At 64.3% G+C, this 14,371-nt stretch carries 15 protein-coding genes and 3 tRNA genes; 5 read left to right on the top strand and 13 right to left on the bottom strand.

Going from position 1 to position 14,371, the window contains the following annotated elements; genetic code table 11:
• Window positions 1–239: 239 nt before the first annotated feature.
• Genes rimO through LJF27_RS28005 form a run of 3 tightly spaced genes read left to right on the top strand, consistent with a single transcriptional unit; the run spans window position 240 to window position 2,469 of the window.
• Window positions 240–1,562 carry a 30S ribosomal protein S12 methylthiotransferase RimO gene (gene rimO, locus LJF27_RS28015; RefSeq protein ID WP_003086001.1) on the top strand — a complete coding sequence of 441 codons (1,323 nt, stop codon included), beginning with the start codon at window positions 240–242 and terminating at the stop codon, window positions 1,560–1,562.
• Window positions 1,563–1,622: 60 nt separating this feature from the next.
• A complete protein-coding gene (locus LJF27_RS28010; RefSeq protein WP_003104756.1) occupies window positions 1,623–2,084 on the top strand; it encodes a DUF1456 family protein in 462 nt (153 codons plus the stop codon).
• Complete coding sequence (locus tag LJF27_RS28005) at window positions 2,077–2,469, top strand: hypothetical protein (RefSeq protein WP_003085997.1); 393 nt, start codon at window positions 2,077–2,079, stop codon at window positions 2,467–2,469. Before LJF27_RS28010 ends, LJF27_RS28005 begins: the two co-directional genes overlap by 8 nt.
• Before the next feature lie 49 nt (window positions 2,470–2,518).
• On the opposite strand, the gene mgtE is transcribed toward LJF27_RS28005, so the two are convergent.
• Window positions 2,519–3,967, bottom strand: a complete 1,449-nt coding sequence (mgtE, locus tag LJF27_RS28000; protein ID WP_003085996.1) for a magnesium transporter — start codon at window positions 3,965–3,967, stop codon at window positions 2,519–2,521.
• A 326-nt stretch (window positions 3,968–4,293) separates the two neighbouring features.
• Here mgtE and LJF27_RS27995 point away from each other — a divergent pair, with 326 nt between their 5' ends.
• Window positions 4,294–4,833 (top strand): DUF4124 domain-containing protein, encoded by a 540-nt coding sequence (locus LJF27_RS27995; RefSeq protein WP_003104761.1) that lies wholly within the window; start codon window positions 4,294–4,296, stop codon window positions 4,831–4,833.
• A 20-nt stretch (window positions 4,834–4,853) separates the two neighbouring features.
• Here LJF27_RS27995 and LJF27_RS27990 read toward each other — a convergent pair whose 3' ends face one another.
• The 5 genes from LJF27_RS27990 to LJF27_RS27970 form a co-directional block, all read right to left on the bottom strand.
• Entirely contained in the window at window positions 4,854–5,306 is a 453-nt protein-coding gene (locus LJF27_RS27990; RefSeq protein WP_003159666.1) for a hypothetical protein, read from the bottom strand.
• Window positions 5,307–5,358: 52 nt separating this feature from the next.
• Complete coding sequence (locus LJF27_RS27985) at window positions 5,359–5,862, bottom strand: phage neck terminator protein (RefSeq protein WP_003123234.1); 504 nt, start codon at window positions 5,860–5,862, stop codon at window positions 5,359–5,361.
• A gap of 91 nt (window positions 5,863–5,953) precedes the next feature.
• Window positions 5,954–6,229, bottom strand: coding sequence for a phage holin family protein (locus LJF27_RS27980; protein WP_003085989.1), 276 nt, complete (start codon window positions 6,227–6,229; stop codon window positions 5,954–5,956).
• Complete coding sequence (locus LJF27_RS27975; RefSeq protein WP_003104765.1) at window positions 6,222–6,596, bottom strand: phage holin family protein; 375 nt, start codon at window positions 6,594–6,596, stop codon at window positions 6,222–6,224. The genes LJF27_RS27980 and LJF27_RS27975 overlap by 8 nt, the downstream gene beginning before the upstream one ends.
• A gap of 164 nt (window positions 6,597–6,760) precedes the next feature.
• A complete protein-coding gene (locus tag LJF27_RS27970; RefSeq protein ID WP_003159664.1) occupies window positions 6,761–7,291 on the bottom strand; it encodes a hypothetical protein in 531 nt (176 codons plus the stop codon).
• Window positions 7,292–7,461: 170 nt separating this feature from the next.
• Between LJF27_RS27970 and alpR the strand changes: the two genes are divergently transcribed.
• Complete coding sequence (gene alpR / locus LJF27_RS27965) at window positions 7,462–8,175, top strand: transcriptional regulator AlpR (RefSeq protein WP_003085982.1); 714 nt, start codon at window positions 7,462–7,464, stop codon at window positions 8,173–8,175.
• A gap of 97 nt (window positions 8,176–8,272) precedes the next feature.
• On the opposite strand, the gene LJF27_RS27960 is transcribed toward alpR, so the two are convergent.
• From LJF27_RS27960 to ltaE, 7 genes are all read right to left on the bottom strand, one after another.
• A tRNA-Arg gene (locus LJF27_RS27960) sits at window positions 8,273–8,349 on the bottom strand.
• A gap of 111 nt (window positions 8,350–8,460) precedes the next feature.
• Window positions 8,461–8,537: transfer RNA gene (locus LJF27_RS27955), tRNA-Arg, on the bottom strand.
• A 117-nt stretch (window positions 8,538–8,654) separates the two neighbouring features.
• Window positions 8,655–8,745, bottom strand: a tRNA-Ser gene (locus LJF27_RS27950).
• A 61-nt stretch (window positions 8,746–8,806) separates the two neighbouring features.
• Window positions 8,807–8,992 carry a carbon storage regulator CsrA gene (gene csrA / locus LJF27_RS27945; RefSeq protein WP_003085981.1) on the bottom strand — a complete coding sequence of 62 codons (186 nt, stop codon included), beginning with the start codon at window positions 8,990–8,992 and terminating at the stop codon, window positions 8,807–8,809.
• A gap of 184 nt (window positions 8,993–9,176) precedes the next feature.
• Window positions 9,177–10,415 (bottom strand): aspartate kinase, encoded by a 1,239-nt coding sequence (locus LJF27_RS27940; RefSeq protein WP_003085971.1) that lies wholly within the window; start codon window positions 10,413–10,415, stop codon window positions 9,177–9,179.
• A gap of 147 nt (window positions 10,416–10,562) precedes the next feature.
• Complete coding sequence (gene alaS, locus LJF27_RS27935) at window positions 10,563–13,187, bottom strand: alanine--tRNA ligase (RefSeq protein ID WP_003112602.1); 2,625 nt, start codon at window positions 13,185–13,187, stop codon at window positions 10,563–10,565.
• A gap of 121 nt (window positions 13,188–13,308) precedes the next feature.
• Window positions 13,309–14,313, bottom strand: a complete 1,005-nt coding sequence (gene ltaE / locus LJF27_RS27930) for a low-specificity L-threonine aldolase (protein WP_003112603.1) — start codon at window positions 14,311–14,313, stop codon at window positions 13,309–13,311.
• Window positions 14,314–14,371 lie beyond the last annotated feature (58 nt).

Raw genomic sequence — 14,371 nt, 5'->3', positions numbered from 1 at the left:
TTTCCCCCGGAAAAATTCGGCAAATGCTGCGCCCATGCCGTCCGCGATGCAAGCGCCGAGGCCACGGACTGCTATGACTATAGAAGGCCGGGGAGCCGATTGCCGAGCGCCCGCGGTGAGTTTTTCCAGGGCCGGAAAAGAGCTGCACGGGAGACTGGAAAAGCCGCGGCGCTGCCGCTAGAATTGCGCACTTTTTGATCAGAGGCGCCAGCAAGCGCGCCCGCCTACCGAGGTTAGCCATGTCCACCCCCACTCCCAAAGTCGGCTTCGTCAGTCTTGGATGCCCCAAGGCGCTGGTCGACTCCGAGCGCATCCTCACCCAGCTGCGCATGGAAGGCTATGAGGTCGTTCCGACCTACGAAGACGCCGACGTCGTGGTGGTCAACACCTGCGGTTTCATCGACAGCGCCAAGGCCGAGTCCCTGGAAGTGATCGGCGAAGCCATCGCCGAGAACGGCAAGGTCATCGTCACCGGCTGCATGGGCGTGGAAGAGCACGCGATCCGCGACGTGCATCCCAGCGTGCTGGCGGTCACCGGCCCGCAACAGTACGAGCAGGTGGTTACCGCGGTGCACGAAGTGGTGCCGCCGAAGACCGAACACAACCCGCTGGTCGACCTGGTCCCGCCGCAAGGCGTCAAGCTGACCCCGCGCCACTACGCCTACCTGAAGATTTCCGAAGGCTGCAACCACAGCTGCAGCTTCTGCATCATCCCGTCCATGCGCGGCAAGCTGGTCAGCCGGCCGGTCGGCGACGTGCTGAGCGAGGCCGAGCGCCTGGTCAAGGCCGGGGTCAAGGAACTCCTGGTGATTTCCCAGGACACCAGCGCCTACGGCGTGGACCTGAAGTACAAGACCGACTTCTGGAACGGCCAGCCGGTCAAGACCCGCATGAAGGAACTCTGCGAGGCGCTGAGCAGCATGGGCGTGTGGGTTCGCCTGCACTACGTCTACCCGTACCCCAACGTCGACGACGTGATCCCGCTGATGGCCGCCGGCAAGCTCCTGCCGTACCTCGACATCCCCTTCCAGCACGCCAGCCCGAAGGTGCTCAAGGCCATGAAGCGCCCGGCCTTCGAGGACAAGACCCTGGCCCGGATCAAGCAGTGGCGCGAGATCTGCCCGGAACTGACCATCCGCTCGACCTTCATCGTCGGCTTCCCGGGCGAAACCGAAGAAGACTTCCAGTACCTGCTCGACTGGCTGACGGAAGCCCAGCTCGACCGCGTCGGCTGCTTCCAGTACTCCCCCGTCGAAGGCGCTCCGGCCAACGAGCTGGGCCTGGAGCCGGTGCCGGACGAGGTCAAGCAGGACCGCTGGGAACGCTTCATGGCCCACCAGCAGGCGATTTCCGCCGCTCGCCTGCAGCTCAAGGTGGGCAAGGAAATCGAAGTGCTGATCGACGAAGTCGACGAACAGGGCGCGGTCGGCCGCTCCTGGGCCGACGCTCCGGAAATCGACGGCAACGTGTTCGTCGACAGCGACGAGCTGAAGCCGGGCGACAAGGTCCGCGTGCGCATCACCGATGCCGACGAGTACGACCTCTGGGCCGAGCTGGTCTGAGCCTCCCTGAAGAGCCCCGCCCCGCGGGGCTTTTCATCGCCAACCGTTCCGGAGAGCACGATGCTCAACAACGACGTACTACGCAGCCTGCGCTACCTGCTGGATCTTCCCGATGCACATCTGGCCGAACTGGCCGCCCCGTTCGGCGAGCAAGTCGAAGCGGACCTGCTCGAGGCTTACCTGAAGAAGGAAGACGAAGACGGCTTCCAGGCCTGCCCCGACCGCTACCTGGCGCGCTGCCTGGACGGACTGATCATCCAGCGCCGCGGTCGCGACGAGTCGCGTCCGCTACCGCCGCTGGAGCTGCCGTTGAGCAACAACATGATCCTGAAGAAGCTGCGGGTCGCCTTCGAACTCAAGGAGGAAGACCTCCATGCCATCCTCGACAGCGTCGACTTCCCGGTCTCCAAACCCGAGCTGAGCGCCCTGTTTCGCAAGCCCGGCCACAGCAACTACCGGACCTGCGGCGACCAGTTGCTGCGTAACTTCCTCAAGGGCCTGACCCTGCGCGTCCGTGGCTGAACGCGCGGAGCCACTGCTGGCGGTTCTGCTCCAGGCGCCGCCCTGCGTCGACCCCTGGTTCCTGGAGTGCCGCCAGGATCGCGCCGGCCTGACCATCCTCGTCCGCGACCTCGCCAACCAGCGCACCTGGCGCGTCGAGTTCGTCGAAGTCGAAGGCCTGCGCCAGCTCGACGCTGCCGACCTGCTGGAATTCTGGCCAGCCTGTGCGGCATCCGAGGGTTGGCTGTACCGGGTCGAGCAAGGCGGCTGGCTGGACCAGGAATGCCGTCGCGAGGGCTTCGTCGCCCGCGAGACCAAGGCCGTCGACGAGTATTTCGTCAATGGCGGCGATCGCTGCCTGAGCGTGCTGTCCTGGTCGCCACCGAAGGTTTCCCCGCTGATCTGACCGCCATGAAAAAAGCCGCCCGTGGGCGGCTTCTCGCGTGGCGCTCCGGCTACATCAGGAAGATCGTCGCCAGGCCGAGGAAGATGAAGAAACCGCCGCTGTCGGTCATCGCAGTGATCATCACGCTGGAGCCCATCGCCGGATCGCGTCCGAAACGATGCAGGGTCATCGGGATCAGCACTCCCATCATCGCCGCCAGCAGCAGGTTCAGGGTCATCGCGGCGGTCATCACCACGCCCAGTTCCCAGTTGCCGTAAAGATAGAAGGCCACCACGCCGATCACTCCGCCCCACGCCAGGCCGTTGACCAGCGCGACGCCAAGCTCCTTGCGCAGCAGGCGGTTGCGACTGTTGCTGGTCGGCTGTACCTGGTCGAGCGCGATGGCGCGGACGATCATGGTGATGGTCTGGTTGCCGGAATTGCCACCGATGCCGGCAACGATCGGCATCAGCGCGGCCAGCGCCACCAGTTTCTCGATGGAGCCTTCGAACAGACCGATCACCCGCGAGGCGACGAAGGCGGTGATCAGGTTGGTGGCCAGCCAGGCCCAGCGGTTGCGCACCGACTTCCAGACCGAGGCGAAGATGTCTTCTTCTTCACGCAGACCGGCCATGTTGAGGACTTCGCTTTCGCTTTCCTCACGGATCAGGTCGACCATCTCGTCGATGGTCAGACGACCGATCAGCTTGCCGCCCTTGTCCACCACCGGCGCGGAAATCAGGTCGTAACGCTCGAATGCCTGGGCGGCGTCGTAGCCGTCCTCGTCCGGGTGGAAGGTCACCGGGTCAGTGGCCATGACTTCCAGCACTTGCTTGTCCGGATCGTTGACCAGCAGGCGCTTGATCGGCAGCACGCCCTTGAGCACGCCGTCGTAGTCGACCACGAACAGTTTGTCGGTATGCCCGGGCAGTTCCTTCAGGCGGCGCAGGTAGCGCAGCACCACTTCCAGGCTGACGTCCTCGCGGATGGTGACCATCTCGAAGTCCATCAGCGCGCCGACCTGGTCCTCCTCGTAGGACAGCGCCGAACGCACTCGCTCGCGCTGCTGCGCGTCGAGGCTTTCCATCAGTTCATGGACCACGTCGCGCGGCAGTTCCGGCGCCAGGTCGGCGAGTTCGTCGGCGTCCAGGTCCTTGGTCGCGGCGATGATCTCGTGGTCGTCCATGTCCGCGATCAGGGTTTCCCGGACCGCGTCGGAGACTTCGAGGAGGATGTCGCCGTCGTCCTCGGACTTGACCAGTTGCCAGACCGTCAGGCGGTCGTCCAGCGGCAGCGATTCGAGGATGTGGGCGATGTCGGCGGGGTGCAGTTCCTCCAGCTTGCGCTGGAGTTCTACGAGATTCTGCCGGTGGACGAGGTTTTCCACCCGGTCATGGTGCTGGCCTTCCTGACGATGGGTCAGGTCTTCCACCACCTTGTGGCGATGCAGCAGCTCGACCACCTGCGCTAGGCGGTCCTGCAGGCTTTCCTGCGGCTTCTTGGCTTCTACTTCGGTCATAGCGCGCTCCACCCCCAGTAGCGGAGCACGCCAAAGGGGTCAATCAGAAACGTGATTGGTCAAACGGGAAACTGTTCGAGTTTCTACTGGGTAAGTCCATGGGGGTGTTCCAAGGGCCCTCTCGGGGCAGATACGGATAATGATAACACTCCGCTTGCGTTTTGCGCGTTACAAAATGGCGGCAAGAACAAGCGCTTGCGGCACAAAGTTCATCGTCACTCGACGCCTGACTGCGACGCCGGAAATTTCACTCAGGACACTCGGCCCCGCGGAAAAAGGCAACGCGTTAGCCTGCACTCACCCTTATCCGACCCGGAGTGCCGCCCATGCGTTCCCTGTCCCTCCTTCTCCTCCTCTCGCTGGCGTCCACCTGCGAGGCCGCTGCGGTATTCCGCTGCGAAGACGCCAGCGGCCATGTCAGCTTCACCCAACTCGGTTGCCCCGCCGGGCAGGCCGGCGAGACCGTCGTGGCGGACAACCCGCCGCCGGGAGGCAGGAGCGTCACGCCGATGGCCGAGACGAAGACGAAAAAGGCGTCCATCGGCCGGAAAAGCGTGCCGCTCGCGGTGATCGGAGAAAGAGAAGATCGCTGCGGCAGACGCCTGGACGAGAAGGAACGCCGCAAGGCGATCGTGGAGCAGCGGATAATGGCGGGAATGACCCGCTCCGATGTGGAGCGGGCGCTGGGCAAGCCGGACCGGGTCAGCGGGAACAATGCGGAGGTGCGTTATCAGTACAAGGCCGACAAGCGACGGGGAGCGAGAAGCGTGAGCTTCGATCAGGAGGGATGTGTGAAGGGAAGAGAAGGTACCGGGTGGAGCGAGTCGACCCCGGGAGCTAAGGCCGGGCCGTCCTCATACCGATGAAAGCAGGACCGGCATCGCCCTTAGCGTGCCGGGCAGGGTGTCGCCCTGCCTGCATGGAAAAGACGGACGACAGTCTTAAGCAACCTACCGCCTGCCCGCCGCGCACGCCTCTGGCTGGCGGTTATGGTCAGGCTCAATCCTCTTTCTGCGGTTCGCCGGGCAACAACGCGCGTGATGAACAGACCGCGATACAGGTGGAATCCCGTTTGCACGTCCACCGTTTCGGAAGCGCCTTGCAGTGAAGTCAAGGCAGCGATGCCCTTGCGCACACGGCACTCGTTCAACGCGCGGCTGCCTCCCTCCATCGGCAGCAAGGAGGGCAACGGCTCGCCAGCGGGCGCATGGTCGACAATGCTGCCGACGATGGTGATGAGCTGGTCGCCGCGCGCGCTGACGGCAGCCTGCGCGAGGTTTTCGGAAATCACCGCATCCAGGCGAACGATGCCGACGCGACGACTGATCAACATGACCATGGATCTCTCCTCTATGTATGGATGGCATCGCTACGATGCATCGCAACGACCTCTAGGAAGCCGTTCCACCCGCCCCCCCGGAGGCCTGCCCGGGAGCGGTGCGCTCGAGGTCGACGAGCAGCACGTGTTCGTGAGCGAGAACAAGGTCGAAACGAGCCTGCCCCAGCGCCTGGCCATCCTGCACGACGGACAGGTTTTCGATGGGTGTCAGGCGCAGCAGGCTGGCCTTCAGCACGCGCAGGCGCTCGCCGGCATTGCCTGACTGCAGCAGGCAGCGGGCATCCTGCAGGTACTGGTGCGCCTCGGGACCATGCCAGGTCAGGCGAAAGATGCTCTCGCAACTGGCCAGCAGGGACTCCTGCTCGCCACTGGCGGAAAACTCCCGCCGCACCTTGCCAAGCAGGCTCGAGGACTCCAGGCGCAAGGTCATGAAGGGGATGGCCGGCGGGGCCAGCAGTTGATCGGCATCGATGACGCTGCCGGCGGGCAGGCCGAACAACTGCCGCAACGTTTCGCGCAGGGCGGCGTGATCCAGGCGCACGGTTGCACTGGACATGGCGAACTCCTTTTTCAGGATGGATGGATGACGGACAGGCACCGACGCGGCGGATACAACCGCCGGCCAGGCCGGAGCGAAGTACGTTCGTTCAATGCAGGCGCAGGACCCGCGCCAGGTTGCCGCGCGCCTGCAACAGCAGGACCAGCAGCACCAGCAGTACCCCGAGCATCCACGGCGAGAGGTGCTCGGCACGATACAACCCGGCCACTATTCCCAGCGCCTGGCAGCCGGTGCACAACGCCAGCAGGTAGGCGCACAGGGAAACGCCGGGGCGGAAACGCGCGCCGGCGCGGCGATAGGTGATCAGGCGCATGCAGATCGCCGAGCAGACCAGCACGGTCAGGGTGGACAGCGGATCAACCATCGGACTTGCCTCCCCGGCGGCGCAACAGCCCGCGCATCCAGCTGGGCAGTTCGCCGCCACGCATCCACTCGAGCATGCCGATGCCGCCGGTCACGCAGAGGGTCGCGGCGACGAAGGCGGCCATGCCGCTGGTCTGGGTCAATCCGCGGCCGAGCGCCTCGATTCCGGCGTAATAGCCGCCGACCCAGGACACCAGCAGGTAGCCGAGGCGGGTCAGGGCGTTGTAGTCACGGGCGAACACGACAAAGAAGATGGCGCCGCCGAAGCCTCCCAGCAAGGCGTTGCCATCGATACCCGGCAGGTACATGGCCAGGCCGACGCCAGCCATTGCGCTGGCGGCGGAGGCCGCAGAGCTTGGCTCGGACATGGATGACTCCCGGAAATGCAAAGGCCCGCCGAAAAGGCGAGCCCGGAACGGCCGAAGCCCGCATCGGCGGGCTTCGGCCAGAGGAATTTCAATCGTGGAGAATTTATACCTTTATCGTCCCATAGCGTCAATATGGGAAAACCCGTTTTCATACAGAAATTTTTTTAGCGCTCGCCCACGATCCCCACCTCCGCCATCGGCTCCTCCAGCCGCTGCAAGGCCTGGCGCAGCAAAGCGACGACCCGCTCGCGCCATTCCTTGTCCCAGCGATGCAGGGTGCTCTTCGACAGCCCGCTGAGTCGCTCGATCTCGCGGATGCTCGACGGCGGACGACGGAACATGCGCATCAGCAAGGCCAGGGTTGCCCGCTGCTCGATCAGGTCGGCCCCGGGCTTCAGCCAGTCGCGCAAAGCCGCCAGGCCAAGGACGAAATCCCGCCCGCGGGCGAACTCGGCCCGCACCACCGCCAGCTCCAGTGGGTGCGCAGCCAGCTGGCGCTGGGCGAAACGCACGGTCATCACCGCCTGGGCCTGCCATTCGTGCGGACTCAAACCGCTGGGCAGGTGTTCGATGAAGCTGCGATCGAAGCGCTCGCGCAGGCCATCGATCACCATCGCCGTCGACGACTTCGGTCCCGGCTGGTGCTCGAACATCCAGTAGGCCACGGCCAGCGCCTGCTCGGTACTTTGAAACATGGTATTCCCTCCTTGGCCGGCCCACCTGGCTGGCCGCTCGCATTAGCCACCCGCAGTGGCTGTGTTGGGCCGCCGTCCTACCCGACGCGAGTAGGAAAGCGCTGAAATTATGGTAATACCCATATACGGACGCTTGCAATGCCACAGGCACACCCTTAGTCTTTCCACCTATGGAACTCAAAGATCGCATCAAGGCGGCGCGCAAGCACGCCCATCTCAGCCAGGTCCAGCTTGCCCAGGCGGTAGGCATGACCCAGACCTCCATTTCCGATCTGGAGCGCGGCAAGTCCCGCGCCACCAGCTTCGTCGCGCAGATCGCCGGCGCCTGCGGCGTCAACCCCCTGTGGCTGGCGGAAGGTCGTGGCGAGATGCTCGCCGAGCGCGGCCAGGCGAATGCAGGACCCAATGCCAGTTGGCTTGGCGCAGTAGAGTCATGGGACGACGAAACGCCCCTGGATGCCGACGAGATCGAACTGCCCTTCTACAAGGAGATCGAGCTGTCCGGCGGCAAGGGCAGCACGGTGATCCTGCAGACCGGCGGGCGCAAGCTGCGCTTCGGCAAGTACACCCTGCGCAAGAAGAACATCGATCCGGCCAGTGCCGCCTGCGTCACGGTCAGCGGCAACAGCATGGAGCCGGTGCTGCCGGACGGCAGCACGGTAGGCGTGGACACTAGCGCGCGGACGATCAAGGACGGCGACATGTACGCCTTCGACCACGACGGCCAACTGCGCGTTAAACTGCTTTACCGCCTTCCAGGCGGCGGCCTGCGCATTCGCAGCTTCAACAGTGACGAGCATCCGGACGAGCGCTACGAGCCCCAGGAAGCCGCCGAGCACATCAACGTGATCGGCCGGGTGTTCTGGTACTCGGTGCTGGTCTGACCCCTTCCCGCCCCGCCTGACGACGGGGCCGCGTTCCGGCGGAAGAAAAATCCCGGGCAAAGAAAAAGGGCCTGCATTGCTGCAGGCCCTTTCGGTATGGCGCACTCAGGAGGATTCGAACCTCCGACCGCTCGGTTCGTAGCCGAGTACTCTATCCAGCTGAGCTATGAGTGCGTGTCGGTGCTTTTTCCGGCCACCTGCCGGTAACGCTTGTTTTACCGTGAAAGACCGCAACTGTCGATCCTTCGCTCGCCGAGCCCCTGACGAGAGGAACCCTTCGAAATATGGCGCACTCAGGAGGATTCGAACCTCCGACCGCTCGGTTCGTAGCCGAGTACTCTATCCAGCTGAGCTATGAGTGCGTCGTGGGGGCGCATTATAGATTGTGGATTTTATCCGTCAAGCGATTTTTTCAATCAAATCAGTAACTTAGTTACCAAGATGGCTTTCGCCGCCTGAATCAACCTCTAACACTTGAATGGCGGAGAGGGGGGGATTCGAACCCCCGACACCCTTTTGAGGTGTACTCCCTTAGCAGGGGAGCGCCTTCGGCCACTCGGCCACCTCTCCGCAACACGGGGCGCATGATACCCATCTTTACCCCGTTTGCAAAGGGAAAATTAGATAAAAATTAATGGTTTGGCTCTTGATCTTTCTCTTTCTGGATGCGCTGGTAAATTTCCTCCCGGTGTACGGCGACTTCCTTCGGCGCGTTGACGCCGATGCGCACCTGGTTCCCTTTGACACCCAGTACCGTCACGGTGACGTCGTCACCTACCATCAGGGTCTCTCCGACCCGACGAGTCAGAATCAGCATTCCTTTCTCCTCACGCGAATATTTCAGGACAACAGTCTGCAAAAAAGAAATGGCGGCGGATCCGCAGAAATCAAGAGCGCGATCCTTCACCCAGTATTGACCAGTCCCGCCGGAATGAAAGTTCCTGCCAAACGGTCAAAAACGACAAAAGGCGCGGGGTTGCCGCGCCTTTCGCCTGTCAGCGTCACTCACCCTGTCGCGCCGGCGCGTCGAGCTCGAACGCCGTGTGCAGGGCACGTACCGCCAGTTCCAGGTACTTCTCTTCGATCACCACGGAAACCTTGATTTCCGAGGTGGAGATCATCTGGATGTTGATGCTTTCCTTGGCCAGCGCTTCGAACATGCGGCTGGCCACGCCGGCGTGCGAACGCATGCCGACGCCGACGATGGAAACCTTGGCGATGTTGGTGTCGCCGATGGCTTCGCGCGCGCCGATGTTGGCGGCGGTCTGCTTGAGGATTTCCAGGGCGTTCAGGTAATCGTTGCGATGCACCGTGAAGGTGAAGTCGGTGGTGTTATCGTGCGCCACGTTCTGCACGATCATGTCGACTTCCACATTGGCGGCACTGATCGGCCCGAGGATCTTGAAGGCCACGCCGGGGGTATCGGGTACGCCACGGATGGTCAGCTTGGCTTCGTCGCGGTTGAAGGCGATGCCGGAGATGATCGGCTGTTCCATGGATTCCTCTTCATCATCGATAGTAATGAGGGTGCCCGGACCCTCCTGGAAGCTGTGCAGCACGCGCAGCGGAACGTTGTACTTGCCGGCGAACTCGACCGCCCGGATCTGCAGCACCTTGGAACCGAGGCTGGCCATTTCCAGCATTTCCTCGAAGGTGATCTTGTCCAGCCGACGGGCCTGCGGCACTACGCGCGGATCGGTGGTGTAGACGCCGTCGACGTCGGTGTAGATCTGGCATTCGTCGGCCTTCAACGCCGCCGCCAGGGCCACCCCGGTGGTATCGGAACCGCCGCGGCCCAGCGTGGTGATGTTGCCGTTGCCGTCGACGCCCTGGAAACCGGCGACCACCACTACCCTGCCGGCCTTGAGGTCGGCGCGGATGTGGGTGTCGTCGATGTGCAGGATGCGCGCCTTGGTGTGCGCGCTGTCGGTGAGGATACGCACCTGGTTGCCGGTATAGGAGACCGCCGGCACGCCGCGCTTGATCAGGGCCATGCTGAGCAGGGCGATGGTCACCTGCTCTCCGGTCGAGACCATGACGTCCAGTTCGCGCGGAACCGGCTGCTCCATGATCTGGTTGGCCAGGCCGATCAGACGGTTGGTCTCCCCGCTCATGGCGGATACCACCACGACGACGTCATCGCCCGCTTCGCGGAATTTCTTCACCTTCTCGGCCACCTGCTCGATACGCTCGACGGTGCCGACGGAGGTCCCTCCAAACTTCTGTACGATCAAAGCCATTTCAAACCGCCTGATTCCGTGAAGGGCGCCCTTTTGAACCTGCCACATTCTTTCGCTACCCGGACTGGCGGGGCGCACCGCCGGCCGGGCATCAAGGGGCGCTGGCCGCCCGGCCCCGCGTCGCTCTGGCGCGGGGCCGGCATGGCATCAGAGCCCTTGCTCGACGAAGCGCTGGGCCAGGGCCAGGGCCTCGTCCAATTTCGCTGCATCGGTGCCGCCGCCCTGGGCCATATCCGGGCGTCCGCCACCTTTGCCACCAACTGCCGCCGCGGCTTGCTTCATAAGCTCGCCGGCCTTCAGTTGGCCGGTCAGGTCCTGGGTCACGCCTGCGACCAGTACGACCTTCCCGTCCAGCTCGCCGCCGAGCAGGATCACTGCGCGGCCGAGCTTGTTCTTCAACTGGTCGACCAGCGCCAGCAGCGCCTTGCCGTCCAGACCATCGAGGCGCGCGGCGAGTACCTTCGCGCCCTTGATTTCCACCGCCGCCGCCGAAAGATCGTCGCCGGCCGCGCTGGCAGCCTTGGCCTTGAGCTGTTCCAGCTCCTTCTCCAGCGAACGGTTGCGCTCCAGCAGGGCGCCGAGCTTGTCCAGCAGGTTGTCGCGACTGCCCTTGACCAGGCTGGCGGCTTCCTTGAGCTGCTCCTCGGCACCGTTCAGGTAGGCCAGCGCCGCCGCGCCGGTGACCGCCTCGATACGGCGTACGCCGGCAGCCACGCCACCCTCGCTGGTGATCTTGAACAGGCCGATGTCGCCGGTGCGGGATACGTGGGTGCCACCGCACAGCTCGACGGAGAAATCGCCGCCCATGCTCAGTACGCGCACCTGGTCGCCGTACTTCTCGCCGAACAGCGCCATGGCGCCCTTGGCCTTGGCGGTGTCGATATCGGTTTCCTCGGTCTCGACCTCGGTGTTGCGACGGATTTCGGCGTTGACGATATCCTCCAGGGCCTTCAGTTGTTCCGCCTTGATCGCCTCGAAGTGGCTGAAGTCGAAACGCAGGCGCTGGCTGTCCACCAGCGAGCCCTTCTGTTGTACGTGGTCGCCCAGTACCTGGCGCAGCGCGGCATGCAGCAGGTGGGTCGCGGAGTGGTTGAGCGCGGTGGCCTGGCGTACCGAGGCGTCGACCTCGGCCTTGACCGCGCCGCCGACGCTCAGGTTGCCCCGGGCGACCACGCCATGGTGCAGGTGCGCGCCGCCAGCCTTGGTGGTATCGCGCACGTCGAAGCGCACGCCAGCCGCCTCGAGGTAGCCACTGTCGCCGACCTGGCCGCCGGACTCGGCGTAGAACGGCGTCTGGTCGAGGACCACGACGCCCTCCTCGCCCTCCTCCAGGCGCTCGACGGCCTGGCCGTCCCTGAACAGCGCGACGATCTGCCCGGCGCCGGAGACGCCCTGATAGCCGAGGAAGCGGGTCTCGCCGTCGACCTTGACCAGGCTGTTGTAGTCCATGCCGAAGGCGCTGGAAGCGCGGGCGCGCTCGCGCTGGGCCTCCATCTCGCGCTCGAAGCCGTCCTCGTCGATGGTCAGCTCGCGCTCGCGGGCGATGTCATTGGTCAGGTCGACCGGGAAGCCATAGGTGTCGTACAGCTTGAACACCACGTTGCCGGGAATCACGCTGCCCTGCAGTTCGGCGAGGTCCTGTTCGAGGATCTTCAGGCCTTGCTCCAGGGTCTTGGCGAACTGTTCTTCCTCGGTCTTCAGCACGCGCTCGATGTGTGCCTGCTGTTGCTTCAGCTCGGGGAAGGCATCGCCCATCTCGGCGACCAGCGCTGCGACGATCTTGTGGAAGAAGGTGCCCCTGGCGCCCAGCTTGTTGCCGTGGCGGCAGGCGCGGCGGATGATCCGCCGCAAGACGTAGCCGCGACCTTCGTTGGACGGCAGCACGCCGTCGGCGATCAGGAAGCTGCAGGAACGGATGTGGTCGGCTACCACCTTCAGCGACGGCGCGTCGTCGTTGGCGCAGCCGATGGCCTCGGCGGAGGCTTTCAGCAGGTTCTGGAACAGGTCGATCTCATAGTTCGAGTGCACGTGCTGGAGTACCGCGCTGACGCGCTCCAGGCCCATGCCGGTGTCCACGCTCGGCGCCGGCAGCGGGTGCATGACGCCGTCCGCGGTGCGGTTGAACTGCATGAACACGTTGTTCCAGATCTCGATGTAGCGGTCGCCGTCCTCTTCCGGCGAACCGGGCGGGCCGCCCCAGATCTCCGGCCCATGGTCGAAGAAGATCTCGGTGCAGGGACCGCAGGGTCCGGTATCGCCCATCGCCCAGAAGTTGTCGGACGCATAGGGCGCGCCCTTGTTGTCGCCGATCCGCACCATACGCTCGGCGGGCACGCCAACTTCCTTGGTCCAGATGTCGTAGGCCTCGTCGTCGGTGGCGTAGACGGTGACCCAGAGCTTTTCCTTGGGCAGGTTCAGCCATTTCTCGCCGGTGAGGAACTCCCAGGCGTAATGGATGGCGTCGCGCTTGAAATAGTCGCCGAAGCTGAAGTTACCCAGCATTTCGAAGAAGGTGTGGTGCCGCGCGGTGTAGCCGACGTTTTCCAGGTCGTTGTGCTTGCCGCCGGCGCGCACGCATTTCTGGCTGGTGGTCGCACGGGTGTAGGCGCGCTTTTCCAGGCCGAGGAAGCAGTCCTTGAACTGGTTCATGCCCGCGTTGGTGAACAGCAGGGTCGGATCGTTCGCCGGGATCAGCGAACTGGAAGCGACACGGGTGTGTCCCTTCTCTTCGAAGAAGCGGAGGAAGGCTTCACGGATTTCAGCGCTTTTCATAGGTTCTTCCACGGAAAATTGGCGGCCACGAATCGCCGGCAAAGGGCCGCATTATATCGGCCCTTGGGCAAGGTTGTAGTGTATTTGCGCGATAGTTATTGCCTATTGCCGACCTTTTCGCTTATGAGCGACGAAAGGCCGCGAAGGCATCCAGTACTTGTCCTATGGACTCGGCGGAAACGTCCAGGTGGGTGACCAGGCGCAAACGCGCCGCCGCGCTGATCCGCACCCCGCGCTCGGCGAGGAAGTCGCGCAGCGCGACCGCCCGCTCGCCGACATCGACGTAGACCATGTTGGTCTGCACCGGCTCCACCGCATAGCCCAGTTCGCGCAGCCCGTCGCCCAGGCGCGCGGCGTTGGCGTGGTCGTCGGCCAGGCGTGCCACCTGGTGGTCGAGGGCGTACAGTCCGGCAGCCGCCAACAGGCCGGCCTGGCGCATCCCGCCGCCGACCATCTTGCGCCAGCGGCGGGCCTTGCCGATCAGTTCGACGCTGCCGCAAAGCACCGAGCCCACCGGCGCACCGAGGCCCTTGGACAGGCACACCGACACCGAGTCGAAGTGTCGGGTGATCTCGCTGGCGTCTACGCCCAGCTTCACCGCCGCGTTGTACAGGCGCGCGCCATCCAGGTGCAGGGCCAGGCCACGCGCGCGAGTGAAGGCGCGCGCCGCGGCCAGGTAGTCGAGCGGCAGCACCTTGCCCTGCATGGTGTTTTCCAGGGCCAGCAGGCGGGTCCTGGCGAAGTGGAAATCGTCGGCCTTGATCGCCGCCGCGACCTTGTCCAGGTGGAGCGATCCGTCGGCCTCGCCGTCGATCGGCTGCGGCTGGATCGAGCCCAGCACCGCGGCACCGCCGCCCTCGTATTTGTAGGTATGCGCCTGCTGGCCGACGATGTATTCGTCGCCGCGCTCGCAGTGGGCCATCAATCCGAGCAGGTTGCTCATGGTCCCGGTCGGTACGAAGAGCGCCGCGGCGAAGCCCAGGCGCGCCGCCAGTTCGGCCTCCAGGCGGTTGACCGTGGGGTCCTCGCCATAGACGTCGTCGCCCAGTTCGGCCGCGGCCATGGCTTCGCGCATGCCGGCGGTGGGCTGGGTGACGGTGTCGCTGCGCAGGTCGATGACAGGCACGGAGGGCTCCTCGGTTCGGCGGAAAAGCCCGATCCTACGGCGCTCTACCGACAGACAC

Origin of the sequence: Pseudomonas sp. 203-8, assembly GCF_020708595.1 — a bacterium.
Lineage (GTDB): Bacteria > Pseudomonadota > Gammaproteobacteria > Pseudomonadales > Pseudomonadaceae > Pseudomonas > Pseudomonas aeruginosa.
This window is presented reverse-complemented; position numbering and strand designations above follow the sequence as displayed.

Coding starts and splice junctions, on each gene's coding strand:
- rimO (WP_003086001.1), top strand. CDS start 240: ATGTCCACCCCCACTCCCAAAGTCGGCTTCGTCAGTCTTGGATGCCCC.
- LJF27_RS28010 (WP_003104756.1), top strand. CDS start 1,623: ATGCTCAACAACGACGTACTACGCAGCCTGCGCTACCTGCTGGATCTT.
- mgtE (WP_003085996.1), bottom strand. CDS start 3,967: ATGACCGAAGTAGAAGCCAAGAAGCCGCAGGAAAGCCTGCAGGACCGC.
- LJF27_RS27995 (WP_003104761.1), top strand. CDS start 4,294: ATGCGTTCCCTGTCCCTCCTTCTCCTCCTCTCGCTGGCGTCCACCTGC.
- LJF27_RS27990 (WP_003159666.1), bottom strand. CDS start 5,306: ATGGTCATGTTGATCAGTCGTCGCGTCGGCATCGTTCGCCTGGATGCG.
- LJF27_RS27985 (WP_003123234.1), bottom strand. CDS start 5,862: ATGTCCAGTGCAACCGTGCGCCTGGATCACGCCGCCCTGCGCGAAACG.
- LJF27_RS27980 (WP_003085989.1), bottom strand. CDS start 6,229: ATGGTTGATCCGCTGTCCACCCTGACCGTGCTGGTCTGCTCGGCGATC.
- LJF27_RS27975 (WP_003104765.1), bottom strand. CDS start 6,596: ATGTCCGAGCCAAGCTCTGCGGCCTCCGCCGCCAGCGCAATGGCTGGC.
- LJF27_RS27970 (WP_003159664.1), bottom strand. CDS start 7,291: ATGTTTCAAAGTACCGAGCAGGCGCTGGCCGTGGCCTACTGGATGTTC.
- alpR (WP_003085982.1), top strand. CDS start 7,462: ATGGAACTCAAAGATCGCATCAAGGCGGCGCGCAAGCACGCCCATCTC.
- csrA (WP_003085981.1), bottom strand. CDS start 8,992: ATGCTGATTCTGACTCGTCGGGTCGGAGAGACCCTGATGGTAGGTGAC.
- LJF27_RS27940 (WP_003085971.1), bottom strand. CDS start 10,415: ATGGCTTTGATCGTACAGAAGTTTGGAGGGACCTCCGTCGGCACCGTC.
- alaS (WP_003112602.1), bottom strand. CDS start 13,187: ATGAAAAGCGCTGAAATCCGTGAAGCCTTCCTCCGCTTCTTCGAAGAG.